Source organism: Nitrososphaera sp. (genome assembly GCA_039938515.1).
Lineage (GTDB): Archaea > Thermoproteota > Nitrososphaeria > Nitrososphaerales > Nitrososphaeraceae > Nitrososphaera.
Map to the genome: position 1 here is coordinate 34,144 of JBDUUL010000008.1, position 21,860 is coordinate 56,003.

At 52.0% G+C, this 21,860-nt stretch carries 31 protein-coding genes; 15 read left to right on the forward strand and 16 right to left on the reverse strand.

Annotated features, from left to right (window positions below):
• Positions 1 to 19: 19 nt before the first annotated feature.
• On the reverse strand, positions 20 to 940 hold the full coding sequence (locus ABI361_04235) for a PAC2 family protein (protein ID MEO9319861.1): 921 nt from the start codon (positions 938 to 940) through the stop codon (positions 20 to 22).
• Positions 941 to 1,181: 241 nt separating this feature from the next.
• On the opposite strand from ABI361_04235, the gene ABI361_04240 reads away from it, so the two are divergent.
• On the forward strand, positions 1,182 to 1,655 hold the full coding sequence (locus tag ABI361_04240; GenBank protein MEO9319862.1) for a CBS domain-containing protein: 474 nt from the start codon (positions 1,182 to 1,184) through the stop codon (positions 1,653 to 1,655).
• 79 nt (positions 1,656 to 1,734) lie between these two features.
• Here ABI361_04240 and ABI361_04245 read toward each other — a convergent pair whose 3' ends face one another.
• The gene (locus ABI361_04245) at positions 1,735 to 2,850 is read right to left on the reverse strand and encodes a multicopper oxidase domain-containing protein (GenBank protein ID MEO9319863.1); all 1,116 of its coding nucleotides are present in this window, start codon (positions 2,848 to 2,850) and stop codon (positions 1,735 to 1,737) included.
• A 182-nt stretch (positions 2,851 to 3,032) separates the two neighbouring features.
• Here ABI361_04245 and ABI361_04250 point away from each other — a divergent pair, with 182 nt between their 5' ends.
• Positions 3,033 to 3,422, forward strand: coding sequence for a response regulator (locus ABI361_04250; GenBank protein MEO9319864.1), 390 nt, complete (start codon positions 3,033 to 3,035; stop codon positions 3,420 to 3,422).
• 36 nt (positions 3,423 to 3,458) lie between these two features.
• Here the strand turns inward: ABI361_04250 and ABI361_04255 are convergent, their stop codons facing one another.
• Entirely contained in the window at positions 3,459 to 3,938 is a 480-nt protein-coding gene (locus tag ABI361_04255) for a hypothetical protein (GenBank protein ID MEO9319865.1), read from the reverse strand.
• Between the two features lie 142 nt (positions 3,939 to 4,080).
• On the opposite strand from ABI361_04255, the gene ABI361_04260 reads away from it, so the two are divergent.
• The 5 genes from ABI361_04260 (at position 4,081) to ABI361_04280 (ending at position 6,201) form a co-directional block, all read left to right on the forward strand.
• Positions 4,081 to 4,530 carry a hypothetical protein gene (locus tag ABI361_04260; protein ID MEO9319866.1) on the forward strand — a complete coding sequence of 150 codons (450 nt, stop codon included), beginning with the start codon at positions 4,081 to 4,083 and terminating at the stop codon, positions 4,528 to 4,530.
• 55 nt (positions 4,531 to 4,585) lie between these two features.
• The gene (locus ABI361_04265; protein ID MEO9319867.1) at positions 4,586 to 4,927 is read left to right on the forward strand and encodes a DUF4342 domain-containing protein; all 342 of its coding nucleotides are present in this window, start codon (positions 4,586 to 4,588) and stop codon (positions 4,925 to 4,927) included.
• Positions 4,928 to 4,960: 33 nt separating this feature from the next.
• On the forward strand, positions 4,961 to 5,098 hold the full coding sequence (locus ABI361_04270) for a hypothetical protein (protein ID MEO9319868.1): 138 nt from the start codon (positions 4,961 to 4,963) through the stop codon (positions 5,096 to 5,098).
• 109 nt (positions 5,099 to 5,207) lie between these two features.
• Positions 5,208 to 5,624, forward strand: coding sequence for a hypothetical protein (locus tag ABI361_04275; protein MEO9319869.1), 417 nt, complete (start codon positions 5,208 to 5,210; stop codon positions 5,622 to 5,624).
• Positions 5,625 to 5,700: 76 nt separating this feature from the next.
• A complete protein-coding gene (locus ABI361_04280; protein MEO9319870.1) occupies positions 5,701 to 6,201 on the forward strand; it encodes a CBS domain-containing protein in 501 nt (166 codons plus the stop codon).
• A 51-nt stretch (positions 6,202 to 6,252) separates the two neighbouring features.
• On the opposite strand, the gene ABI361_04285 is transcribed toward ABI361_04280, so the two are convergent.
• The 3 genes from ABI361_04285 to ABI361_04295 all read right to left on the reverse strand — a co-directional run bounded on the left by ABI361_04285 (position 6,253) and on the right by ABI361_04295 (position 7,595).
• Positions 6,253 to 6,723, reverse strand: a complete 471-nt coding sequence (locus ABI361_04285; protein MEO9319871.1) for a flavodoxin family protein — start codon at positions 6,721 to 6,723, stop codon at positions 6,253 to 6,255.
• A gap of 100 nt (positions 6,724 to 6,823) precedes the next feature.
• Complete coding sequence (locus ABI361_04290) at positions 6,824 to 7,285, reverse strand: universal stress protein (protein ID MEO9319872.1); 462 nt, start codon at positions 7,283 to 7,285, stop codon at positions 6,824 to 6,826.
• A gap of 94 nt (positions 7,286 to 7,379) precedes the next feature.
• Positions 7,380 to 7,595 carry a hypothetical protein gene (locus tag ABI361_04295; protein ID MEO9319873.1) on the reverse strand — a complete coding sequence of 72 codons (216 nt, stop codon included), beginning with the start codon at positions 7,593 to 7,595 and terminating at the stop codon, positions 7,380 to 7,382.
• A 232-nt stretch (positions 7,596 to 7,827) separates the two neighbouring features.
• On the opposite strand from ABI361_04295, the gene ABI361_04300 reads away from it, so the two are divergent.
• Together ABI361_04300 and ABI361_04305 are read left to right on the forward strand one after the other, a co-directional pair.
• Complete coding sequence (locus tag ABI361_04300) at positions 7,828 to 8,031, forward strand: hypothetical protein (protein MEO9319874.1); 204 nt, start codon at positions 7,828 to 7,830, stop codon at positions 8,029 to 8,031.
• Positions 8,032 to 8,038: 7 nt separating this feature from the next.
• A complete protein-coding gene (locus ABI361_04305; protein MEO9319875.1) occupies positions 8,039 to 8,689 on the forward strand; it encodes an alpha/beta hydrolase in 651 nt (216 codons plus the stop codon).
• 18 nt (positions 8,690 to 8,707) lie between these two features.
• Here the strand turns inward: ABI361_04305 and ABI361_04310 are convergent, their stop codons facing one another.
• Positions 8,708 to 9,364: a phosphoribosyltransferase family protein gene (locus tag ABI361_04310; GenBank protein MEO9319876.1), complete on the reverse strand. Its 657-nt coding sequence runs from the start codon at positions 9,362 to 9,364 to the stop codon at positions 8,708 to 8,710.
• A gap of 318 nt (positions 9,365 to 9,682) precedes the next feature.
• On the opposite strand from ABI361_04310, the gene ABI361_04315 reads away from it, so the two are divergent.
• Positions 9,683 to 10,738, forward strand: a complete 1,056-nt coding sequence (locus tag ABI361_04315; protein MEO9319877.1) for a site-2 protease family protein — start codon at positions 9,683 to 9,685, stop codon at positions 10,736 to 10,738.
• Between the two features lie 6 nt (positions 10,739 to 10,744).
• Here ABI361_04315 and ABI361_04320 read toward each other — a convergent pair whose 3' ends face one another.
• Genes ABI361_04320 through ABI361_04330 form a run of 3 tightly spaced genes read right to left on the reverse strand, consistent with a single transcriptional unit; the run spans position 10,745 to position 13,865 of the window.
• Positions 10,745 to 11,677, reverse strand: a complete 933-nt coding sequence (locus ABI361_04320) for a thiamine pyrophosphate-dependent enzyme (protein MEO9319878.1) — start codon at positions 11,675 to 11,677, stop codon at positions 10,745 to 10,747.
• The gene (locus ABI361_04325) at positions 11,674 to 12,936 is read right to left on the reverse strand and encodes a pyruvate synthase (protein MEO9319879.1); all 1,263 of its coding nucleotides are present in this window, start codon (positions 12,934 to 12,936) and stop codon (positions 11,674 to 11,676) included. The genes ABI361_04320 and ABI361_04325 overlap by 4 nt, the downstream gene beginning before the upstream one ends.
• Positions 12,933 to 13,865: a 2-oxoacid:acceptor oxidoreductase family protein gene (locus ABI361_04330; protein ID MEO9319880.1), complete on the reverse strand. Its 933-nt coding sequence runs from the start codon at positions 13,863 to 13,865 to the stop codon at positions 12,933 to 12,935. Before ABI361_04330 ends, ABI361_04325 begins: the two co-directional genes overlap by 4 nt.
• A gap of 182 nt (positions 13,866 to 14,047) precedes the next feature.
• On the opposite strand from ABI361_04330, the gene ABI361_04335 reads away from it, so the two are divergent.
• The 3 genes from ABI361_04335 to ABI361_04345 all read left to right on the forward strand — a co-directional run bounded on the left by ABI361_04335 (position 14,048) and on the right by ABI361_04345 (position 16,511).
• Positions 14,048 to 14,359 carry a hypothetical protein gene (locus tag ABI361_04335; GenBank protein ID MEO9319881.1) on the forward strand — a complete coding sequence of 104 codons (312 nt, stop codon included), beginning with the start codon at positions 14,048 to 14,050 and terminating at the stop codon, positions 14,357 to 14,359.
• Positions 14,360 to 14,425: 66 nt separating this feature from the next.
• Positions 14,426 to 15,832 (forward strand): nicotinate phosphoribosyltransferase, encoded by a 1,407-nt coding sequence (locus tag ABI361_04340; GenBank protein MEO9319882.1) that lies wholly within the window; start codon positions 14,426 to 14,428, stop codon positions 15,830 to 15,832.
• A gap of 58 nt (positions 15,833 to 15,890) precedes the next feature.
• On the forward strand, positions 15,891 to 16,511 hold the full coding sequence (locus ABI361_04345) for a cysteine hydrolase (protein ID MEO9319883.1): 621 nt from the start codon (positions 15,891 to 15,893) through the stop codon (positions 16,509 to 16,511).
• 421 nt (positions 16,512 to 16,932) lie between these two features.
• On the opposite strand, the gene ABI361_04350 is transcribed toward ABI361_04345, so the two are convergent.
• The gene (locus ABI361_04350) at positions 16,933 to 17,178 is read right to left on the reverse strand and encodes a hypothetical protein (GenBank protein ID MEO9319884.1); all 246 of its coding nucleotides are present in this window, start codon (positions 17,176 to 17,178) and stop codon (positions 16,933 to 16,935) included.
• Between the two features lie 97 nt (positions 17,179 to 17,275).
• Between ABI361_04350 and ABI361_04355 the strand changes: the two genes are divergently transcribed.
• Complete coding sequence (locus tag ABI361_04355; GenBank protein ID MEO9319885.1) at positions 17,276 to 17,443, forward strand: hypothetical protein; 168 nt, start codon at positions 17,276 to 17,278, stop codon at positions 17,441 to 17,443.
• A gap of 63 nt (positions 17,444 to 17,506) precedes the next feature.
• Positions 17,507 to 18,613 carry an NAD(P)-dependent alcohol dehydrogenase gene (locus tag ABI361_04360; protein MEO9319886.1) on the forward strand — a complete coding sequence of 369 codons (1,107 nt, stop codon included), beginning with the start codon at positions 17,507 to 17,509 and terminating at the stop codon, positions 18,611 to 18,613.
• Between the two features lie 32 nt (positions 18,614 to 18,645).
• On the opposite strand, the gene ABI361_04365 is transcribed toward ABI361_04360, so the two are convergent.
• From ABI361_04365 to ABI361_04385, 5 genes are all read right to left on the reverse strand, one after another.
• A complete protein-coding gene (locus ABI361_04365; protein ID MEO9319887.1) occupies positions 18,646 to 19,482 on the reverse strand; it encodes a hypothetical protein in 837 nt (278 codons plus the stop codon).
• A gap of 126 nt (positions 19,483 to 19,608) precedes the next feature.
• On the reverse strand, positions 19,609 to 20,079 hold the full coding sequence (locus ABI361_04370; protein MEO9319888.1) for a ferritin-like domain-containing protein: 471 nt from the start codon (positions 20,077 to 20,079) through the stop codon (positions 19,609 to 19,611).
• Positions 20,080 to 20,224: 145 nt separating this feature from the next.
• Complete coding sequence (locus ABI361_04375) at positions 20,225 to 20,752, reverse strand: hypothetical protein (protein ID MEO9319889.1); 528 nt, start codon at positions 20,750 to 20,752, stop codon at positions 20,225 to 20,227.
• Between the two features lie 28 nt (positions 20,753 to 20,780).
• The gene (locus tag ABI361_04380; GenBank protein MEO9319890.1) at positions 20,781 to 21,389 is read right to left on the reverse strand and encodes a hypothetical protein; all 609 of its coding nucleotides are present in this window, start codon (positions 21,387 to 21,389) and stop codon (positions 20,781 to 20,783) included.
• Positions 21,390 to 21,398: 9 nt separating this feature from the next.
• On the reverse strand, positions 21,399 to 21,860 hold a 462-nt coding region (locus tag ABI361_04385), incomplete at its 5' end, for an RDD family protein (protein MEO9319891.1).

Here is a 21,860-nt window from a genome sequence, read left to right on the forward strand (position 1 = left end):
TGAGCTTTTAGAGTCAGGATTACTTGTAAATAGTTTCGGTTCCGGGCCTTCCGCTAGCTCCATGCTGCCGCTCGTACTCCTGCAAGCTTGCCTGGCGCATCTTTACAAATTCCTCAATATTTTTACGAATTGCCTCCGCCTGAGTTCTCAGAGCCGAGACGTCCGTCTGGACTGAGGGGATGACCTTGCCGAGCGCCTCAAGCAGAATCGCTGCGCCCTCTGGGTCAGGGATGTTTGCAAGCGTTGGAACCAGCAGGCACCTGCATAGGAGGTTCTGGTTTACGCCTGAAGAGATTAGTGCCCCGGCGAGACCCACTATTACGGCGGTATTGGGGGTTATGACCGATGAATCGCCCTCGGGCTCATTTTGCAGCCCCGCTGCGGGCAAGGCAATGCCATCGGCATTTCCTCTTCTCAGTGCATGTGTAATATTTCCGAATATGCCGCCAGAGCCGGCTTGACCGTCTTCCCTGCTTTCCAGGAGAAGTGCGCGCCTGACGTCCTGGAGAGTAGCCGTGTAGCTGTCCGGCGTGATGCTTCCCACCACCATTATCTCTTTGACTCCTTCGTCTGCACACCATCCTAGTATTGCGCTGACGATCGAGTACGTTCCCATGGCAGTCGTAGGCGCCTCGCACATCAGGACGCAAAGTGTGCCGGACTTGTTGGAGTAAATCCTGAAGGGGTGCCTGAACTTGCCTGCGATAAAAAAGGCTGCCGGCATGACATAGGGAGACTCGACGAAGGCAATCTGGTGCATTCCGAGCTGCTCGACAAGGTGGTTCGTCGAAAGCGAGCCTACCATTCCGCTGTCCTGAAAGCCCACGATTAAGGTCGGACGCTTGAGCGCGATTTGCTTTGCCTTTGGAAGAGGGAGAATCTGGGTTGATTCGCTGGCTGAAGGTTCAAAAGTTGAAGAGTTTGATGGCTGTTTTTTCATGCTGAAGCTGAGCTCCCAAGTCACTATTATCTCTGATTGCGGAAGGATTGGAGCTTTACCCGGTGCATTGCAGGTAGAGATAGCCGTTGTCTGTGCATTCAGTGCTTGTTTTCCATGAATCATTCTTGTATGCATAACCAGCTGCGGTGCGCAATTGTGCGTTTGAAGCGGGCCGCGGCGCGAATGCGGAGGCGACAGGAAAAGATAATGAGCAAGGCTACGCACATTAGGTGATAAACAAATGGTGGGATCGCCTCTCGTAACCGTTGGAGACATAATGACGGAGCGCTTGGCCACAATCAACGCCGTCGACACGGCGCAAGAAGCTGCAAACAAGATGGTGCAGGAGAAAGTAAGTTCTCTTGCGGTACTTAATGACGACGGAACCGCCGCAGGGATAGTGACTGAGAGAGATTTTGTAAGGCGAATATGTGCAGCCGGGAAGAATAGCTCTGACGTAAAAATTGTCGAGATATTGTCTGCTCCGGTAAGAACCGTTGGCGTAGCCACCCCAATCGGCGAAGCCGCGAACTTTATGATTCAGAACAGGGTAAGGCATCTGCTGGTCGTAGAAGGCAGTCAAACGAAAAAGCCGGTTGGCATAATAAGTGCGACTGACATCGTTGCAAGCCTTAAAGAAAACAGCGCGGACATGAAGCAGGCCGACAAGGAAGTGCTAAATGCTCTTGAGAGCGAAGGCAGGTTCTATTTCTGACCCGCTCAGCTTGGAAACGCCAGCGGCCACGTTTTCGAAATCTCCGATAGACTCTTAGGCGTCGCGTCGCAATTCAGGTTCAGCTAGCAATTACTTCGAACCCTGCACCATACAGAATGCTTCCGACATCGTGGTCGTTTCCAAAATAGACTCCGGGTTCAGGGAAAACCGTATCAAATACGGCGCCAGCCCCGGGCGGCAGGTACGAAACTGAGCTGTACCCGCGAGTGCCGTCGCTGGTGATTTGCGAACCGTTGCTTGCTGCAATACCGCTTGAATTGTCTTCGGTAGCGGTAGGGACTTCCTCGCGTATGAGTCCAGCGCCGAAATTAAACGCGATCCCATTCCTAGGCCCTGCATTGAATAGAAACCAGCGTGTTGGCTCTCCAGCTTTGACGTGAAAGACCTCGGCATTGCTGTTTAGCGTAATTTTGGCAGTTTCACCGATTTGCGGTATGTACCGAAACGCCAGTCCGTTAGTAAGTACAAGATCTGGCTTGCGGGAAACGAACTTGCCGATATCAAAGTCGCCGGCGCTGTTCCCTGATGCATTTGTTGCAGAGGCGGTTTGGTTTCCAGATAGGGGCGGATGGCCAGCGGTGTCATAAAGCTCGCTGAATGCGACGTAGAATTCATGCGAGGATCGCCATTTGCTGCTGTGAACAACTATTCCGCCGTACATTCCATCGGCGATGTGCTCCCAGATGCCGTTCAGGTTGTCGCCATCACAGTGGTAAAGGTATGCGCCGGGATATTTTGTTGTGACGCTCCATGTTCTATTTTGTCCCGGATTTACAACTCCGGACAGCGCCTGACTTGGCCCAAAGCCAGCATGAAAGTTCAGGCTGTGCACCAGCTTGCCTTCGTTTTTCAACGTTATCTGGATGGTATCCCCCTGGTTAGATTCTATAAGAGGCCCCGGCACCGTTCCATTGAACACCATTTCATTGTACCACAGACCTCCGGGGTACAGGCCGTTATCGGGCGCGACTTGGGCAGTTTTTTCAGCAGCAATTAGCAGTATGCGATGCACTGTTCCAGCAGATGCGGCGATTCCAGAAAGGCTTGCACTGCCGGGCCCGGTCTTTACCGGGATGGATTGCGAAGCAACGAGAAACAACGAGGCCGTTATGGCAGATGACGCGACGGCCGAAATAGCGGCAATTGCGATTACCTTATCAGTTGTTATCTGCAAGTGACTCTAGCTACGATTCGGTTGTTGCAAGAGTCCAAATAAGCATTTCATGAAGGCACGACCTGCTAAAGCCTAATGAACCAGTCAGCACTCTGCTCGGTAAAAAACAGAATCTCCCTCTAGAGGCAAAAGACGGATCTGCGAGTCACAAATGAGAAATAGTAGATTCTTCATACTGAGTTGTGACATCGCAAGCTGATGGCACTGCGGACATCAGAGCGCTGATCGTCGACAACAACAGAGAGCTGATTGATTCGCTCATGATCAGGCTTTCACAGCATGGCTTTCAGGTCGATGTTTACAACCTGCCTTCAGATGTACTGGGTGAGTACGATGTCAAGGCTTGCAGCCTGGCTTTTCTTGGAGTGCGGCTGCCCCAGATGACTGGCTTTGAATTGGCCCGAGAATTATGGCGGGCAAATCCCGGACTGAAGGTCTGCTTTTTGTCCGAATTTGAAATAAACGAGCAGGAGGCCAGGGTGCTCATGCCAAGCCTGAAGAGTCATTGCTTTTTGACAAAAGGCCTGGCCTTCGAGGACCTCAGCAGACGGATTGATTCCCTGGTTGCCTAATTCTCGAATCTGGTTTCTCGTTGTCATGAGCAAAGGCTACCAGCCATCCGCCTTTGCGTTTTGCGCCAGCCTTTCGAATTCCCTCGCGTAGTTTGGATTCCGCTTGCGCCACTTTTCCATTACAAGCGGCCCCGTGACCTCCCACATGTCTGCTATGACGTCGCCGTGCCATTCTAGAATCTCCTTTTCTAATGCGGGATCGTGCTTCAGTATGAAGCCGAGCCTGTCATACGTCGTCGCAACATACCTTGCCGCCTCCCAGGTCTTTTCGTCAATATCCGATTCTGCAATCTTTTTACCCTCCAGCTCCTTTAGTCTTGGATCGTCGCGGAGGATTCCTCTCGCTTCTATGGCCCTGTCGTTATCTATAAGCCTGACAATGTCAGTCAGCGCAGTTACCAAGTCTGCCTGCGTCTGCAGCCTGCTCTCTTTTCTGAATCTTACAAGCGAAATCCCAAACGCAGAGATTGAAATCAGCAGCGACGCGATAGAGGTAAAATCGACGGACTGCGACAATGTTTACCGTGAGCATTTATGCATTAATAAAAAGTTCGTACTCCGAGTGGTTTCTCGGCTGCCGCGCAGCCAGAAAATGCATACAGTGCGTTGCAAAGCAATCAACTGACATAATAACTATGGAATGGATGGTTAGCTACAGTTGGCTATTGACTGGGACTACCTGCTGGTCGAAATGACCCTGCTTGCGGCCATGGTTTATGGTGCGATATACGTGGAGAACTGGGTTGCAGCTCGCAAGAAAAAGCGCGATGACGCTCAATACAGAAACCAGATCATCAGGTTTGTGCGCAAGGACCTAGAAGACAAGTTACACTTTATTGCTGACACCATTAATTTCAAAGACTACAAGCCTTTCTTTACGGACATGTGGGATGCTGTAATCTTGGGAGGAAAGCAGACGCTTTTGCCTTTCGAGCTTTTTGAAAACCTTCAACATACATACTCTTGGATGAAGTACTACAATAGTGAGATCGAGCAACGGCAGAGAGATTCCGGCGAAAAGGAGCTTCTAGAGATTATCGAGGAAGTCCGAAAATCCATTCGCGAGTCAATAGCGCGCTTGGCACAGCCAATCGACAAGCTAGGCTAAAAGCTGCCAGAATTGCTTAATAATATACCAAAGCTTACTAATACTGGAACCGACAATGGCAAACTGCAAAGAGTGCGGCGCTGAAGTTCCTGAAGGGTCCAAGTTCTGTCCGAACTGCGGGACGCAGCTTGGTCTTGAAAAGGACATCTACCACGTTTCTTCGGAAAATCTTGTTGGCAAGGTTAAAGAAGTGATTAACGATGCCAGAGTAAGAAGAATTGTTATCAAAGATGACAAGGGCAAAGTGCTCCTCTCCATACCGGTTACCTGGGGCGCGGCTGGCGCGCTTCTGACCTTGGCGCTGGCGCCATGGCTTGCGGCAATAGGAGTCATTGCAGCACTCGTTACCCGATGCACCCTTGAAGTCGAGCGCACGGCTGAAAAGAAATCAGGATAATGCTTAATTCGGACAGCGGGGTTCATGCTGTAAGTGACCGCTGACAAACTCTGCCAGAATTGCAACCACGGCGAGCTGCACCATGAACTTCTGGAGGGCGCGTACTACAAGTGCAGCATCTGCGGGGCAATGTGCAGCGGCAAGTTTTACCAGCGCGAGCCGGGTGAGTAACTCGGTGCGCCGTTTTCTTCGGCGTTGGCAGGCTTTTTGAACAGCACTAACTTGCATTACACTGCATTCCTACAGGTCAAAAGGCGATTCCGACGTGCATAGACTATCCTTGGAACAACCTCGATTAGTTGCAATCAAGCCTCGCGTCATTCGGCAGCGCCTTGACGATGAGGACGTATTGATAGAACTGGCCAACCTGCTCTCACACGGCAGGATCAGGCGCCTTCTGGGACTGCTGACCGACGACGTTGTGATAAGTGAGCCGTTTAGTAAGGCTCAGACGCTCTGTGGCAAGTCTGAGGCTCTGGATTTTCTGAGGCTGGCATCTCTGTTTTTCAGAAATATGAAATGCGAGTTCCACATTTGCAGCTGCCAGCACTCGGTATGGAGGCAGATTTCGGCAGTTTTCATGTTTTCGGAGGATGCATCGTGCAGAATTTTCGTAACGATAAAGTTGGGCGGGTACGACCCAGCGGATCCCGATTGCAGCAGGATCCGGAGTCTGGACATTGCGTTTTCGGGCTAGGCGCAAAATTGCGCTTGACGGCTAGTGCACTGCATTCCTCCTGCATATATCGTGGTTATTGGACTGCTTAGGATGAATGGCTAGAAAGCAATCATCATCTCAGAGGATAACAGTTGAGAATTTCATGAACGATCGCATGGTCATGCTCGACTACCAAAAGAGCGTTGCTGACGCGGCAAGAACGATGGTGGAAAACACTGTCAGCTCAGTAGTTGTCACTAGGGACGATGAGGCAGTAGGGATAGCTACGGAGCGAGACATTGTCAAAATTGCTGCAAAGGACGTTCCTCTCGACGGCGTAACCATAGGATCGCTGATGTCCCGTCCAATAGTATCGATCTCAAGAGCAGCGTCGGTTGAAGAGGCGGCAGAGTCCATGGTAAAAAATAGGGTCAGGCACCTTGTGGTGAGGGAAAGTCCAGACAAGGGTGTCGGCGAAGGTGAAATAGTCGGGATAATGTCGGCTTCAGATATTGCTAGATATCTCAAGCAAAAGCTGGTATCAAGGGAGGCCGAATCCCGCCTCATGGAAGCCATATACCCGACGGAAACAGAGGGCGAGAGGCTCTTTTGGTGAGCCTCGACTAGTAGGGTTATTTGGAGTCGTTGAGCCTCCGGCTGGTTGCAGCTATGCAGGCGCGGCTGTTGTAGCCACAAGCATCCTGCCTATCTCGTCTCCAATGCCTTCAAAGAGCTCCTCCATGCCGACCTCTAGCTGGTTTGACTTGTTGCCGATAAGTGCCGAGCCCTCGTGCCGTATTATCTTCAGCCCTGCCTTTTTGAGTTCCTTTTCAATATAATTTCCAGCGCTTCCGGAGAACCGTGATTCGAGCCGCGTATCAAACGCAAAGCCCTGCTTTCCTGCGAGGCTTGCTTCCCTCAGGGTCTTGAGGAATTGCTTCATGTGCCTCGGAGCGGTCATAAAATGCGTCGGCGCGCCTATCAGCAGCGCGTCATATGATTCCAGTAAGTGAGGGTCAGTCACTTTGTCTATGTTAAGACAGTCTGTTGCGGCATGCTGCTTCAGGCCGCGGGCCAGTGCGTTTGCTATCTTTTCTGTATTCCCGGTCATGGTGTCGAACAAGACTAGTGCCTTCATGTGCGGCAGCCTGGGGTCCCATTGCATATAACCAGGACGTATTCACTGCAAGACACAGAATTGCACATGTCGTTGGCGAAGCGCCCGCTATTGCGAAGGACTATTTTACCACGAGCACTGCGCAGGGAGCATAAGTCACGACGCCTGAGGCTACGCTTCCTAGTACTAGCTTCTTAAATCCGGTCCTGCCCCTGCTCCCGATCACGATAAGATCGACTTTGCGCTGTTCGGCATACTGCACAATTTCGCCGACTGTAGAGAGCGGACCATCGATTACTTCAGATTTTGCGCTTACACCCTGGGCAGATGCTTCATCCTTTATGGACGCGAACCACGAAGCAGCATCTTCCCCTTCGGCCTTTATTCGACTTGCCACAGACTCGGGGTGAGACGTGCCATAGACGCCCAACATCTGCAGATTCTGGTTTATGGCCGCAACATGCACAAGGATCAGCTCTGCACCGAACTTTTTGGCTATGCCAATCCCAGTCGATGCGGCCCGAAAAGAGTATTTGGAGCCGTCTATCGGAACTACAATCTTGTGAAAAGCTTCAACTGACATTAGGAATTTTTCTCATGGTTTCTATTTAAAAGAGAAGAATGCAGTGCAATGCAAAGGAAGCATGGGCCCGAGGACTTTGATGGGACCCGAGGCGTTATCGGAGGGATTCTAGGTCAGCGCGATGCTTTGAGTAGTTCCTGAGAATGAAAAACAGCCACCCGCAGGCAGCGGCTGCAAGTACCGCTCCCTCCGCCGCCCTGCCGGGGTCGAAAATAAACAAGACGCCAAGCACAAGAAAAGCGCCGCCGGCAATCAGCTTTAGCGCCATGGAGACTGGCGAATTTGGATTGGTGACACCGGTATAGCTCATCGCCCCTCTGCTTGCCTCCTGCGAAACGTTTCAGATGCGGCGCCCGCTAATACTAGGTTTTCGATGTTCAATGCCAAAAAGTGACTGCCCCGCCGGATGAATTGGCGCAACGTAAGAAGCTTCGTTTTTCGCAAGCCAAGCGGCCTTTCACAATCTCGTTTTGCGGTTCGCAATTTCAGTGCATTGCACAGCAAGCCTACCGCAATTATGCACGTTTAGCTGAATAATGACATTGGCAAAGAAAGTAATGGCCTCAAAAAGCAAATCGAAGGGCGAGCGAAAGGATTTCCCCGCCGAGAACATTTGCAGTTGCAGGGATTGCGATCACGAGCTTGCGCGGGACTGCGCCAAGAAAGGCTGCGATTGCTGCTCAAAAGAAAGCCACCTGATGATTCTTGATGGAATGGCGGGCTTTTATCCCGTCGACAGGGGCTAGAATCACGATGGCTGAAACTTATCTGGTCTCGGTTAATGCAGGGAACGTCGAGCTCGAAGGCGATCTGGTTATCCCCAGCCGAGCAAGGGGTCTGGTCCTTTTTGCCCATGGAAGTGGCAGCAGCAGGCACAGCCCAAGGAACCGGTACGTCGCCCGGGTTCTTCATGATGCAGGAATCGGCACTCTGCTGATAGACCTGCTGACCCTTGACGAGGAGAGGATTGATGCCTACACAATGCATTTGAGATTTGATATCCCGCTTCTAGCGAAGCGTCTTGTGGGTGCACTAATGTGGCTGTCTGACCACCATCCCAAGTTGGGCATTGGCTTGTTCGGCGCAAGCACGGGAGCCGCGGCTGCCCTTGTTGCCGCCGCTCGGCTACCTCAAATTGTCAGGGCGATAGTCAGCAGGGGTGGAAGACCCGATTTGGCCGGCGCGGCATTCCTTCATAGCGTCATGGCGCCAACGCTTTTGATTGTAGGCGGGGAGGATAGCGATGTCATAGCTCTAAACGAGCAGGCTTTGGAGCTAATGAAGAACGCTAAAGAGAAGAAGCTAGTCATTGTGCCTGGGGCAACACACCTTTTTGAGGAGCCCGGCAAGCTAGAAGAGGTTTCGAGTCTGGCATGTGTCTGGTTTTCCGAGCACATAGCCTAGCATATCGTTGCCAGTAACCTAGTCCTGATGCCTGTATTTCTTCATGATCTGCACTACCTGATCGTCCTCGACCTGGGCAAAGTCGCTGTAGAATTGGCCGACTGCTTCAAACGAAGCCGGCGTATACAGAGATACCACATCGGCAACTGCACTTTTCAGTGCCTCCATAGCGCTAATCGAGCCGACAGGAACCGCAACTATCAGCCGCTTTGGCATCAGCTTCTTCAGCCATTCGACTGCCGCAAGTATCGTTGCGCCGGTTGCCACCCCGTCGTCGACGAGCACCACTGTTCTGCCTTTCAGGTTATACTCTGTGCTTCCGCGGAATTTGTACAGCCTGCGCTCTATCTCCTTTTTCTGCACAGCAACTTGCTCTTCAATGTAAGCCTTTGTCGCGCCCGTGGCTTCAATGAGGTCCTCGTTCGCATAGAACCTGCCATCTGGCGTGACAGCGCCTATTGCAAGCTCGGAATTGTACGGAGCGCCAACTTTTCGTGAAACTACAACATCCATCCCTATTCCCAAGTATTGGGCGACGGCATCTCCTGTTTCGACCCCTCCCCTTGGGATGGCGATCACGACCGATTCGCTGTTGTTCACAAGCGCGCTTCCGAAGCGCTGCTCGAGCATATTTGCAAGCTCAAGTCCTGCCTCCCGTCTGTCAGAAAATAGCAATCTTCGGTCTCGGTCGAGCAATCCCAATGAACTGTGTTTGACCCTAGCCTATTTGTGCTTCAGGTTTGCACTGTAGTGCACTACAATCAAGAGCGCAATTGTATGGCCGGCTCTTGCCAATGGCTGGCAAGCAGGCGGCGGTTGGATTTGCAAAGCATTGCACTGCATTCGCCCTTCTTATTAGCAGAGAGCTGAAAAGTCAAGCCGAATAGAAAGATGTCTGTCCAGATCGGCCGAATAGATGGGATTCCGATTCGTCTTCATTTCACTTTGCTAATTGCTTTTCTGCTTATTTCATGGAGCCTTGCGGCAAGTTTTATGCCGGAATACCTTCCAGGTCTGTCCACACTCGAATACTGGATTATGGGAGGCATCGGAGCTGCGATTCTTTTCGTGTCCGTCCTCGTGCACGAGCTCGCCCATTCCAGACTTGCCAAAAGATATGGCGTCCAGATCCGACAGATAGTGTTGTTTCTTTTTGGAGGCGTATCGGACATTTCCGAGGAGATCAAAGACTACAAGAAAGAAGCCAAGATGGCCTTTGCGGGACCTCTTACCAGCTTTGTACTTGCAGGCCTATTTGGCCTAGGATTTCTTTTCCTAACCACGTGGGGAATGAACGGTGGCGTGGTATCCAAAATGGCGCAAGGGGTGTTATTTTACAGCGCGCTCGTAAACTTGGTCCTTGGCGCTTTCAACCTCATCCCTGCCTTTCCATCCGATGGCGGCAGAATCCTAAGAGCGATGCTTGTCCGGACAAAGAAGGACTACATGAAGGCTACCGAGACGGCAGTTCACGTAGGCGTTGCCATCTCGTATGGGCTGATTGCGGTTGGCTTTCTTGCAATGTTTGGAGGCGACTTTGTGGGCGGGCTTTGGATATTGCTTCTAGGCTGGTTCATGATGAGCGGCGCTCAGTCATACCTCTCTCAGATGCAGATTTCTGCGACCCTTGGTGCGATAAAGCTGCGTGACATCATGAACACCAACGTAGTCTGGGTGAGCCCCATTGTACGTGTTGATGCGCTTATTAGCCGATATTTCGCGGTCTACTTTAAGAGCGCATTTCCGGTGGTTGATGGCGCTGACAAAAACAAGCTGCTTGGGATGGTGACGCTCAAGAGGGCTCAGGATGTACCTGAGCACAACAGACCGACAGTCACCGCTTCTGACATAATGATCCCGCTAGAGGATCTTGCAGTTGCAACCTCGGACATGCCTGCTGACAAAGCCCTTGCCCTAATGTCAAAGAGCAAGGCTGGCAAAATCTTTGTGTGTGACGAGAACGGCTCCTTGATTGGCCTTGTAAGCAAGACCGACATACTGGGAGTGGAGATGGAAAGGCAGGAGCTGGCACATGAGCTCAAGAGATAGGGCGCTTTATCCGGACACCGAAGCCCAGTAGTCGTCAACCTTCTTTTGAAGTTCCTTTAGCACGTTTTCCTGGAGGACTGGCTCAAAGAGGTGTTCAAACCTGCCCTGCATCCTTAGGTATTCTTCTAGGGGCCTTCGGTTACTGCGCATCATAACAGTGTGCTTTACCCTCCCGTCAATAGCCTCCTTGAGCGGCCAGACGCCCGTTTCGACGGCCATTTTAGAGACCCTGATCACCTTGTCGGAGTCGATTGACCAGCCTGGAGGGCAGGGAGACAGTGCAATGAACAGCTTGGGTCCGCGGAACTGAGATGCTGTCTCTATCTTCTGCATCATGTCTGCAATATGGGCCGGGGAGACCGTTGCGATATATGGCGGCCTGTGGGCACGCCATATCTCAAACAGGTCCTTTTTATCGAGAGACAGCCCCTGCGGGGCCATCGAGCCCGGCGAAGTGGTCTTGGTGTTTGACCCGTATGGAGACGACCCTGATGCCTGAAAGCCGGTGTTCGAGTAAGCCTCGTTGTCATAGACCAGATAGTAAAAGTCAAGCTTTCTATGGAGTGCCCCGGAGGTGGACTGAAGGCCAATGTCCGCGGCAGCTCCGTCGCCTGTAACCACAAGCACTTTAAGGTCTTGCTCCCGAGAGATCCTTTTCTTCTCAATCAGGATGTCGAGGGCATCGCGAATACCCTGCGCCGCCGCAGGGGCACTTGGCATTGCCACATAGAACCAGGAGGACTTGAACGGCGTGTATGGATACACCGAAATCATGCTCATGCAGCCAGCTGCGTTCACGGTGACGACTGCAGGCCCAAGCATCTTTTCAAGAATTCGCACAAGCAGGACGCCACCGCAGCCCGCGCACAGCATCGTGCCGGCGGTAAGGCTTTCCTCCAGCGGGATGTCCCTTATAGTCCTGTGCTGTTTGATGCTCAATGTGCATCCTCCTTGGTTTCTTCTGGGACAGCTTTGCCGGCGATCCGGAGCATCCCCTTTACTGACCCCCAGTCCTGGTCCGTAAAAAGAAGGACGCTTTGCATGTGCAAATAGTCCTGCTCGGCTTCAGAGGCTACCGCGCTGAGCATGTGGCGAAATTCCGCAGAGCTCAGCCGCTTGCCGCCCAGTCCTCCAATGAACGAAAGTATCCGCTTGGGCCTGTCGCTTTGGTGGTAGAGTGCGGCAAGGATTTCCGGATAGAGTATCCCCCCGCTTCCCACCGAGATGTTCTGGTCAAAAACGGCGACACCCTTTTTGCCGGCCAGCATTCTTGCGATTGCAGCCCTTGGGAAAGGGCGGACCATCCTTATGCGGAGTATGCCGACCTTTTTGCCGGCCTTTCTAAGATCCACAGCGGCCGCCTTGGCCATCGTCGAGAACGAGTTTGTTGTGACCAGGACATAGTCGGCGTCCTGCAGCATAAACTCTTCGGCTAGGCCATATTTCCTTCCAAAGAGCCTCTCAAAATCAGATGCAGCCCGTTCGTGCACCTCCAGCGCATTGAGTGAAGCAAGATGCATCTGGTACTTGAAATACGAATATGCCCTGCCGTCCAGAACCGCGGAAGCCACGGACATGGGATTCGAGGCGCAAATGTAGCCTTCCGGCGGCGAATATTCTGGAAGAAACTCTTCGACCAACTTTTGGTCCGGCACTTGGACCGGCTCTCGAGTATAGGAAAGGTAAAAGCCGTCAAGGTTTACTATTGCGGGCAGCCTGACCCTGCCGTCTTCTGCTATTCTGTATGCCATAAGGATTGAGTCGATAACTTCCTGGCATGTCTCGCAGTGGATTTGTATAAACCCGCTGCCCCTGGCAGATAACACGTCGTTGTGATCAGGCTCGAGCGTTATCGGAGCTGCCAATGCCCGTGAGACGTTTGCGAGTACGATAGGCGCTCTCCAGCCGGCCACGTTGTACAGCATCTCAAACGCGTACAGCAGCCCCTGGCTGGAGCTTGCAGTAAAAGTCCTCACGCCGGTTACCGCGGCGGCGCCTGCAGCAGACATCATCGAGTGCTCCGAATCCATGAGCACTATTCGGCTTTGCATTTTCCCCTCGTCTATCCATTTCGAGAGAAGCTCGATTATTTCCGTCTGGGGGGTTATAGGATACGCCGGGATATACTCGACGCCGGCAAGCCTGACCGCGGTCGCGACCGCGGCGTTTCCTGTGAGGAGTTCCTTTTCAAAAGTCAAGCGTTCTCCCTCCGGACTAGCGAGATCGCCTTGACGGGGCACTCAGTATAGCAGATGTCGCATCCCTTGCATGCATTGTAGTTTACGCTTGGAAGCCTGTCCGCAGGCCTGATTGAAATCGCGCTGTCTGGGCAGTACACAAAACAAATCATGCACTTGGTGCATCGGTCATAATCTATCAGCGGCTTGTAGAGGCTCCAGTTTCCCACTTTTCTTGACGCGGTATTTCCAGGCGCGGTTATGGTGCAGGCCGAAAGGGCTGGACCCTGATATCCAAGCGCTATGATTTCTTCTGGCCGTGCCGAACGGCGAGGCGGCTGCAATCCTGTGACCTCGGGCAAAGTCTGGACAGACTGGTAGGTGGCTCTGGCCAGATTCACATTTCCCTCGAGCCTCTCGCCTGAAACACCCAGCTTTGAGAGCTCGAATCTGACAGCCTTCTCGAGCTCGGCATAGCCGAGTCCAAGAAGCTTTGCAGTGACGCCGGAGACGGCAGAGGCAACCAAGCCCCCGGCTCCCAGAATCTCTTCTGAACGTCTGGCAAGGTTTGCCGAAATGATATTTCCGGCGGCCAGGGTCCCAAGGAAACTATACTTTGCCTGAAGCTCCGCGGCTGTCTTGTCGGTGCTTACAAATAGAACAGTTTCAGAAGATAACATGGTTTCGACTGACCCCGCCAGAGTATCGTCAAGAAGTGATTCGTCGGCGATAACCAATATTGCTGGGTCGATTGCGTGACCTCTTTCAAGGATGACGGGCTCGTCGGAAATGCGTATGAACGCCGTTATCGGAGCGCCCCGCCTTTCTGCGCCGTATAAAGGTTGATCCTGAACTGCATATCCTGCAAGAAAGGCAGCGGTGCCTATGATATGAGCGGCAGACTTGATGCCCTGACCTCCCCTGCCTATCAAGGAAACTCGGGTAATCATTACAGCATGGAGCGTAGGCAGCAAGAAGCATTAATTCAGGACGAATGCTGTGCATTGCATTGCACTCTTTCAGGCTCGCATTTCGAAAGAGCGTTTTCACCATCTCTGGGGCTATAGACATGAATGCACTGCATTGCAGAAAATGCATCCAAGTTAATTATTCGAGCGGGCACCCCATGCCTATGGTACAGAGCCAAAAGGAAACCGATTTTTCAACGTCCAAGGACTATGACCGTGAGGCAATAGCCAGAAAGGCAAGAGCTGCCGCCGATTCGGTCAAGGATCTGATAATGTCGATCGGGATGAACATAGAGAACAAGATCGCAATTGAGGACCAGATTAACCACTTATCCCACGAAACTGAGTCAATGCTTTCGAGAATAGACGACGTTTCAAGAGCGAACCAGAAGAAGCTCCTTTTGGCGTACAAAAAGTTCCTGGAGCATAACCTCGCTGCGGTCAACCATCGGCTGAAAGAGCCTGATTCGAAGTGAGGTCGGCCACGAACTCCCAAAGAAAATTTTTATCGATACATAATGGAGATATCTCGTAGCCAGAGTATGAACGACAAGGTGAAAAACAGTGTCAAGCCTCAGGGACTGCTCATTTCAGAAAACGACACTGCGCTTGCCACAGACCTGTACGAGCTGACAATGGCAGCCGCTTATCTGGCGTCAGGGCAGGCAGACCGCATCGCCGTCTTTGAAGCATTCATCAGAAAGCTGCCCCACAACCGCTCGTATCTGGTGTGTGCCGGCCTGGAACAGGTTGTACACTTCCTTATCAATCTCAAATTCACAGATGCCCAGATTGAGTCTCTGAAATTAAACGAGGCCTTCCAAAATGCTGCAGCGAAAGACTTTTTCAGATATCTTCAGGACTTTAGGTTCACCGGCGATGTCTGGGCGGTACCGGAAGGAACCGTTCTTTTCCCAAACGAGCCTATCATAAGGATCGAGGCTCCCATTATCGAGGCCCAAATAATAGAGACCTTCCTTCTTTCAATAATAAACTTTGAAGGCCTCATAGCAAGCAAGGCATCAAGGGTCACTAACGCCGCCAAGGGCAAGGCCATTGTCGAGTTTGGGTCAAGGCGCGCCCACGGACCGCAGGCCGCGCTTTTGGCCGCTCGGGCCAGCTATATCGGCGGCTGCGTGGGAACTTCGAACATCCTTGCAAGCAACAGGCTCGGCATACCGGCATTCGGGACAATGGCGCACTCTTTTGTCATGAACTTTCAAACTGAGCTTGAAGCGTTCAAGGAGTTTGTCAAGGTGTTCCCTGAGGGGATGCTATTGGTCGACACCTATGACACCCTTGCGGCAGTTGGAAGCATTGTCAGAAGCGGCATAAAGGTCAGTGGAATAAGGCTTGACAGCGGAGACCTCTACGACTTGAGCGTAAAGTCAAGAGGGATCCTTGACGAGGCGGGCTACAGTTCGACATTAATAATGGCAAGCGGCGACTTGAATGAATACATCATCAGCGACCTCGTAAGAAGGGGGGCACCGATAGACGTTTTCGGGGTTGGAACCGAACTCGTGACATCAAGAGACGACCCGGCCCTGAACGGCGTTTACAAACTAGTCGCGATAAGGTCGCATCGAGTAGGCGAAGCCGGTGAAGTCATTTACAAATCCAAGACCAGCCAGGGAAAGGCAACGTATCCTGGGCCAAAGCAGGTTTACCGCACAGTTGACCAGAGCAGCGGAACGATCAAGCTTGACACTGTCGCCCTGGATGACGAAATCCCTCCAGAAAATTCCAGCCCACTTCTGCAAAGGTACGTCCAGAGAGGCAGGCTCTGCACGACTATTCCGACACTTCAGGACATTCAGAAACAGCATGCCTTTCAGGTGCAGGCATTGCCAGCAGAGTTCAGGCGGATTGACATGACAGTTGACAAATTCCCGGTCCAGCTCAGTGCAAAGCTGCGCACGCTTGCAGAAAAGCTCGGCATTTTCTAGTGCTCATTTTGCCTAGCTATTGGTATTGTTTTATTAGTGGCTGGCCTGAAAAACTGTCATGTCATCAGCCGCGCAGATGCCGGAGTCCGGACGCATTCACTCTTTTGGTCAGGACCAAAGGCGGTACGCCGTACTTATCCTTGACATGCTAAACGATTTTGTCTATGGCAAGCTCAAGTGCGAGAGGGCAGCAAGGATAATTCCAAACATCAAGACGCTTCGTGGCGTTGCTCGCAAGAATAACGTTCCCGTCTTTTACTGCAACGACGAACACCTTCCCATTGATTCCTACGAAATGAAGCTTTGGGGCAAGCATGCAATGAAGGGGACAAAGGGAGCCATGGTGATTGATAGTCTAAAACCGCACAAGTCTGATTATGTGATACCAAAGCGCACTTACAGCGCCTTTGATGGGACCGGGCTTGACAAGGCTTTGCAGGGAGTCTACGACGGTAAGGGCGCCAACACCGTGATAATCACCGGTCTTCACACCAACATTTGCGACAGGCACACGGCATACGACGCTTTCGTCCGGAACTTGGACATTGTTGTGCCCGAGGACGCGGTCGAGGCTTTTACCGAAGGCGACCACGTGTCAGGCCTGGATTACCTTAAGCGGGTATATGGCGCGAAGATAAGGACAGTCTCGGAAATTGTGAAAGAACTTGGCGGCCAATAATCGCGGTTGCCTTGCGGGGAGAAGGAAGTCGCAACTTGGCGGCTTTGGCGTAAGATGTCCTGAGTAGGCTTACAGACACCGATCGCGTTTGCCTGCGTCTCATGCCTTGCATTGCTTCAACTTTCCCTGCGTCACTCCAGGCATGCCAGCGTCCGTTCGTTCTTCGGCTACGAATCGAGTCACTACCCGATTCGCGACGCTGACCAGGCAATCGCCGCCCGTCCATATTGCGACTTCCTACCAGACACATCGTCTCCGTGCTATTTAGCATCTATGTCCGCATTGCAACGCTGTGCACTCTTGTCTTGCTCTCCTAAGCGCTGCTTCGTTTTCAGAAACTAAGAATAGCTAGCATCACCTGAAGCGACGATCACACAAATATGATCATCGAGAAATTTCAGCTTACTAAGACAAATTTCGATTACTTGCAAGATCTGGACTGCCCTTGCTTTGAGGCAGGCCAGCTCCACATGAACGGATTGAATGAAGCAAGGTAGGAAAAGAATACTATAACCGATATCGAAGACAGGACTACAATATCGATAGTGCAGTCTGTGAAATACTTCATCCAGTCTGCTTCATTCGGAGCTGCCTCAAGAGCCGGTCTTTCTTCTTCCGCCTTGTTGGCCTTGCCTGACTTGATAGCATCAGCGACCTCCAGTGTCATACAGCATCTATACTGTTCGCATGGTATTATAACACGAGGAATGTTGTGCATTGCACTGCATTCAGAGAACTTGTGTACCTTTTTCAGCCTCGAGGTTATGACACAATGGCAAAAACAAAAGAGTCAGCCAACTGAAGTCAGCCTTACAGTAGCTGAAGCGAATTCTGCGGACGTCGGAAGGAAAGTTGCCAGTATAGACCCGGAAGTGGCAGAGATTCTTGGGCTGTCCAGTGGCGACCCTCAAGCGACGTTTTATTCGCCATAGCGTTTGCAATGCACGCCAGTGCATTCCGCCTTCCTATATACTGCGGTGACAGCGCACCTTCTGATGTATTCCGAACAGAAAGAAGAAAAATATCAATCAAGCGGAACTATGGTTTCTGCGAGACTCCACGAATATCAAAAGCCACTGGTCGTTGAGGACGTGCCCAAGCCCGCCAGGCCAACTGGCGAGCAGGTTATAGTCAGAGTCGGCGCTGCAGGGCTTTGCCACAGTGACCTTCACCTGATAAGCGGAGAATGGAAGGACGCGGTACCGATAAGCCTTCCAAAGACGCCCGGTCACGAGGTCGCGGGCTGGGTGGAAGAAGTGGGCGAGTCTGTACCCCCGAACATTTTCTCAAAGGGAGAGCTAGTGGCAGTCTTTGGCGGATGGGGATGCGGCATCTGTCTTTTTTGCAAGCGAGGCGACGAGCAGATGTGCACGCTTGGTCAGTGGCCGGGTCTCTCAACCTATGATGGAGGCTATGCCCAATACATCATGGTGCCGTCATATCGCTTCCTTGTAAAAGGAAATCCAGACGGAAGGGAAAAGCTGACTGTTGAAGAGCTTGCGCCGCTGACGGACGCAGGCCTTACGCCTTACAGGGCTGTGAAGAAGGTTAGGCACATGCTTGGGCCCGGCACAAGCATAGCTGTCATTGGCATAGGAGGTCTTGGATCCTACGGGGTGCAGTATGCAAGGCTGCTTGCCCCCCATTCCACTGTAATCGGAATTGACAGAAGCGAGTCAAAGCTCACACTTGCGGAAAACTTTGGCGCCGACTATACGATAAACATGTCGACTTCGAAAAACATCAGGGAGGAAGTCCTTCAATTGACAGGGGGAAGAGGGGCGGACGTCGTCCTGGATGCCGTTGGCGCAGAGAGTACCGCTGACGCGGCATTTCGGATACTTGCCAAAGGAGGGGCGCTGGTCCTAGTCGGTCTGTTTAGCAGCACGATAAAGATGCCGCTTGTAGCGTCAGTCATAAATGAAAACCAGGTTATCCCATCTCTGTGGGGCAACTACAACGAATTGAGAGAAGTAATCGAGCTTGCCTCGCAGCGCAAGGTAAAGCACGCATACAGGACTTACCCCATTGGCAAAATCAACGAGGCAATCGATCTGCTAAGGAACGGACAGATAACGGGCCGGGCAGTAATAGTCCCCTAGGCGCCCTCGGGGTTTTTGAGGCCCGGCCGTCTTCAGACCGACGTACGTCGCAGCCCCTTTATCACAAGGTCCCAGGGCGTTACTATCAGCCCGTCGGAAAGAATGCACGGCGCACTTACGTCCTCGAGCAGTGGCGCCGCAGAACTGATTGCCGTTTCAAAGCTAATCTTTTTGGGCTGAAGCAAGCTTAGAGTCTCGAGAGGGATCTTGTCTAACGGCCTTATGCCGTCTTCTTGATGCCCTGCGAGTGCCTGGCGGCCCTCATGGCTTGAGAGGAATTCCAGAATCTTGCGGTCGTTGATAATGCTAATGTCGCCTTTCCCTCCTCCTTCAAAAGTGATGCCGACGTTTCTTATCTGCCGATCAGTGATGGTTCTAAAGACATCGCCTAAACTGCTCTTTGACGGGATGGTGATTATGGGCGAGCCGACATCCCGCACTGGGGTGTTGACATTAGATCTAAAGACAAGCGGAAGAAGGTCGCGGAGCGAAAGAGTCGCCGCGATTTTGCCGCCAAGCGTGACTGGGACAAATGCAAAGTGGCTCGATTCAAAGAGGTCGAACGCTTCGCTAAGATATGATGAGCCTTCGAGCGATATTGCGTCCTCCAGGCTCAGCAACTCTGAAACCTTGGTATTGAGCCATTTTCCGCCGGCATCAAGAATGTGGTACATGATGTACTGGTTGCCGATGCGACCCGCAATCTTGCCAAAAGAGTCCAAGACAACAAGGCCGTCAACGTAGATCTGCGGGCCGACTGCCATGAATGTAGCTGCAAGCGGAAGTTCATCGTCGAGGCCGACTGAAAGCACTGGACGGCGGAATATTTGCGGAGCCGCCTGGTTTATTGTCAGCGATGACAGATTCAATGCCATTCTCCTACTGATACTGCCATTCGAGTCAGCAAGTAAGGCCGGCTAGTGACAATTTAAACTGTCGATCGCGTTTGCCACCAGCCAATCGCTTCTAGCAGACGTCCAAGCTAAAATGTCAGCTTAATCCAGGCCCAGTGCATCCTTTAGATCTATCTCATGGTCTTGCTCCTCGGCAATGATTTCACGGAGTTTCTCCGAAAGGGCAAACTCGCCAGCACGTTCGGCCTGCCTAATGCGTTCTCTGTAGTTTCTGATCGTCTCCTGCTCTGCCTGCAGGTCAATCTCGAGCATCTTTCTCGAATCTTCGGAAAACTGCGCCTCGGCGCTTTTCATCGTAGGCTTGCCACCAAGGTAGTCGATTTGACGCGCAACTTCAAGTGCATGAGCAAGTTCTTCTGAAGCATGAGCCTTTAGCTGCTCCGCAATGTCCCCGTATTCCGCCCCCTTGAGAGTGTTGCTAAAGACCACGTACTGGATAATGGTTTTGTACTCTCTGGCAAGGTCTTCATTTAGCCCTCTTACAATTTCCTGGATTTCAGACGGCGATGCCTTTGCAGCATCAGCTGGCTGGGAATTCTCGTTTCTCGACATGACAATGAACTGATCTTAATCAATTTAACCATTAGCGGGATTCCACTACATTATTTGAAAAATTATTAGACCTTGTGGTTTGACGATTGCAGACGTCCTTTTGATGTTTGGCTGTGAGGACGCCTTGGTGTCGCAACCACCAGGTCTATGGAACCTGTCCTTGGTTCTTGGCCTCCGATGACAGTAATATTTTTCGCACGCTCAGGTAGATAGCAGCGCTAACAATCGCAAAAATGCTGGTTGCAACGATGCCGATTGCTAGAAAGACCCTGGCAATGTCATTCGTAATCCAGGCGACCATGAACCGCATAAAGCTTGGGAGCACGTCGCCGAAATGGCTAAAGTCAAACGGGAATACCTGAAGCAGCCAGACTGAACATAATATCCAAAAGATCGATGCCGCTATCTCTGGAATCCTGGAGGTATTTCTCCTTCCCGTTATTGCTCGCGCCAGCGGTCCGACAAGCCCGCAGAAAATCGCTCCGTAAAAGGCATACTCCAGCGGACCAAATGACTCAGTGAAAAAGCCCGTTGACCATGCCTGATGTGCATAAAAGAACAGGAAGACCAGGGTAGTGACAAAGATTGAGCCAACTACTCCGACTCTCTTGTATGCTGGAATGAAATCGCGGCGAGCCGCCCTTTCCGTCCGAGTAGCGCATTCCCTGTCCATGGTCTTGCCGCCATCTAGCCCTGTCGTACTAGTCCTTCCTGTAGGTAATGCCGCCCTCAGTAGTGGTGGCTCCCTCTGGTCTTTTGCTTCGGCTATCAACAGCTAGGACTATCCCGCCTGCTATCAGCGTCATGACTCCGACCGCGCTCAGCACCCCTCCGACGATTATCAGGCCAAATGCGCCCGGCCAGGAAATAGTTCTCCCGTCCATCGACATAAAGGGCATGTGGCCAAACATGCCACTCACTATTGCTGGTCGGCTTCCGGTGTTTGTGATAGTCACAGTATAAGTGCCCGTCGCGTGCGGCGTGAATGTTGTATAGAATGAATCTACGAACTGGTTGCTGCTAACTACCTGTCCCGACGGGTCTGTAACGGTTTCCGTCATTGGTATGCCTGGCGGCGCGGTTGTTCCGGCGGGCCGTTCAACACTAATTGCAAGTGACAGCGGTATGTCAAGACGTGAGACGTCCGTTTGTGCTGTCGCCGACTTGCCGGCATCAATTGGCGTGCGTGCAACAATCGAATTCTGCTGTACAAAGAAGCTGGCAAAAGATGCACCCCAGACAGCAGATACCGTCACGCCTGCTACTAGAAGGATAGCACCGGCAATGAGTACAGGATATCCGCGCTTCATCTTGCCGCGTCACTCTTTGCGGTAGTTGACGTTGTCTGCTGCAGTTGCTCGCACATCCTGAACTTTGACCACGATGGTATCTGCCGCCCTTGCCAGCAGCCGCTGCCTCTTTTCATTGGTAAATATCCATCCCAAAAGCACGTCTATTGGAAGCAGAAATGCCTTGCCAAAGCTCTCAATCGCAGCATGCCGGGCACTGATGCTGTTGCCTGCCATGTCGGTTGTCTTAATTTTTAATAGCTTCTTGCCAATGCTCTGGCCGGTGGAAGACTCAAAGTATGTCCAGTATGCAAAGAACATCAGGCTCTGTACTGCAAACCTTGCCGCTCCTACTGCCGGCATTGCCGGGCTTCCGTCAATTCCCTGGAGAAATGCAAGCGGGGCATAGACTATTGCAAAGAGAACCTCAAATGCCACGGTTACTATGATAAAATCGACAAGCCATGCCCAGAACCTTGTGGACCACCTGGC

Bases quoted from the DNA above. Each gene is read 5' to 3' on its own strand.
- ABI361_04235 (MEO9319861.1), bottom strand. From the start codon at position 940: ATGAAAAAACAGCCATCAAACTCTTCAACTTTTGAACCTTCAGCCAGC.
- ABI361_04330 (MEO9319880.1), bottom strand. From the start codon at position 13,865: ATGATTACCCGAGTTTCCTTGATAGGCAGGGGAGGTCAGGGCATCAAG.
- ABI361_04305 (MEO9319875.1), top strand. From the start codon at position 8,039: ATGGCTGAAACTTATCTGGTCTCGGTTAATGCAGGGAACGTCGAGCTC.
- ABI361_04370 (MEO9319888.1), bottom strand. From the start codon at position 20,079: ATGTCGAGAAACGAGAATTCCCAGCCAGCTGATGCTGCAAAGGCATCG.
- ABI361_04340 (MEO9319882.1), top strand. From the start codon at position 14,426: ATGAACGACAAGGTGAAAAACAGTGTCAAGCCTCAGGGACTGCTCATT.
- ABI361_04335 (MEO9319881.1), top strand. From the start codon at position 14,048: ATGGTACAGAGCCAAAAGGAAACCGATTTTTCAACGTCCAAGGACTAT.
- ABI361_04240 (MEO9319862.1), top strand. From the start codon at position 1,182: ATGGTGGGATCGCCTCTCGTAACCGTTGGAGACATAATGACGGAGCGC.
- ABI361_04350 (MEO9319884.1), bottom strand. From the start codon at position 17,178: ATGACACTGGAGGTCGCTGATGCTATCAAGTCAGGCAAGGCCAACAAG.
- ABI361_04355 (MEO9319885.1), top strand. From the start codon at position 17,276: ATGACACAATGGCAAAAACAAAAGAGTCAGCCAACTGAAGTCAGCCTT.
- ABI361_04295 (MEO9319873.1), bottom strand. From the start codon at position 7,595: ATGAGCTATACCGGTGTCACCAATCCAAATTCGCCAGTCTCCATGGCG.
- ABI361_04265 (MEO9319867.1), top strand. From the start codon at position 4,586: ATGGCAAACTGCAAAGAGTGCGGCGCTGAAGTTCCTGAAGGGTCCAAG.
- ABI361_04360 (MEO9319886.1), top strand. From the start codon at position 17,507: ATGTATTCCGAACAGAAAGAAGAAAAATATCAATCAAGCGGAACTATG.
- ABI361_04380 (MEO9319890.1), bottom strand. From the start codon at position 21,389: ATGAAGCGCGGATATCCTGTACTCATTGCCGGTGCTATCCTTCTAGTA.
- ABI361_04290 (MEO9319872.1), bottom strand. From the start codon at position 7,285: ATGTCAGTTGAAGCTTTTCACAAGATTGTAGTTCCGATAGACGGCTCC.
- ABI361_04345 (MEO9319883.1), top strand. From the start codon at position 15,891: ATGTCATCAGCCGCGCAGATGCCGGAGTCCGGACGCATTCACTCTTTT.
- ABI361_04285 (MEO9319871.1), bottom strand. From the start codon at position 6,723: ATGAAGGCACTAGTCTTGTTCGACACCATGACCGGGAATACAGAAAAG.
- ABI361_04280 (MEO9319870.1), top strand. From the start codon at position 5,701: ATGGCTAGAAAGCAATCATCATCTCAGAGGATAACAGTTGAGAATTTC.
- ABI361_04315 (MEO9319877.1), top strand. From the start codon at position 9,683: ATGCCGGAATACCTTCCAGGTCTGTCCACACTCGAATACTGGATTATG.
- ABI361_04375 (MEO9319889.1), bottom strand. From the start codon at position 20,752: ATGGACAGGGAATGCGCTACTCGGACGGAAAGGGCGGCTCGCCGCGAT.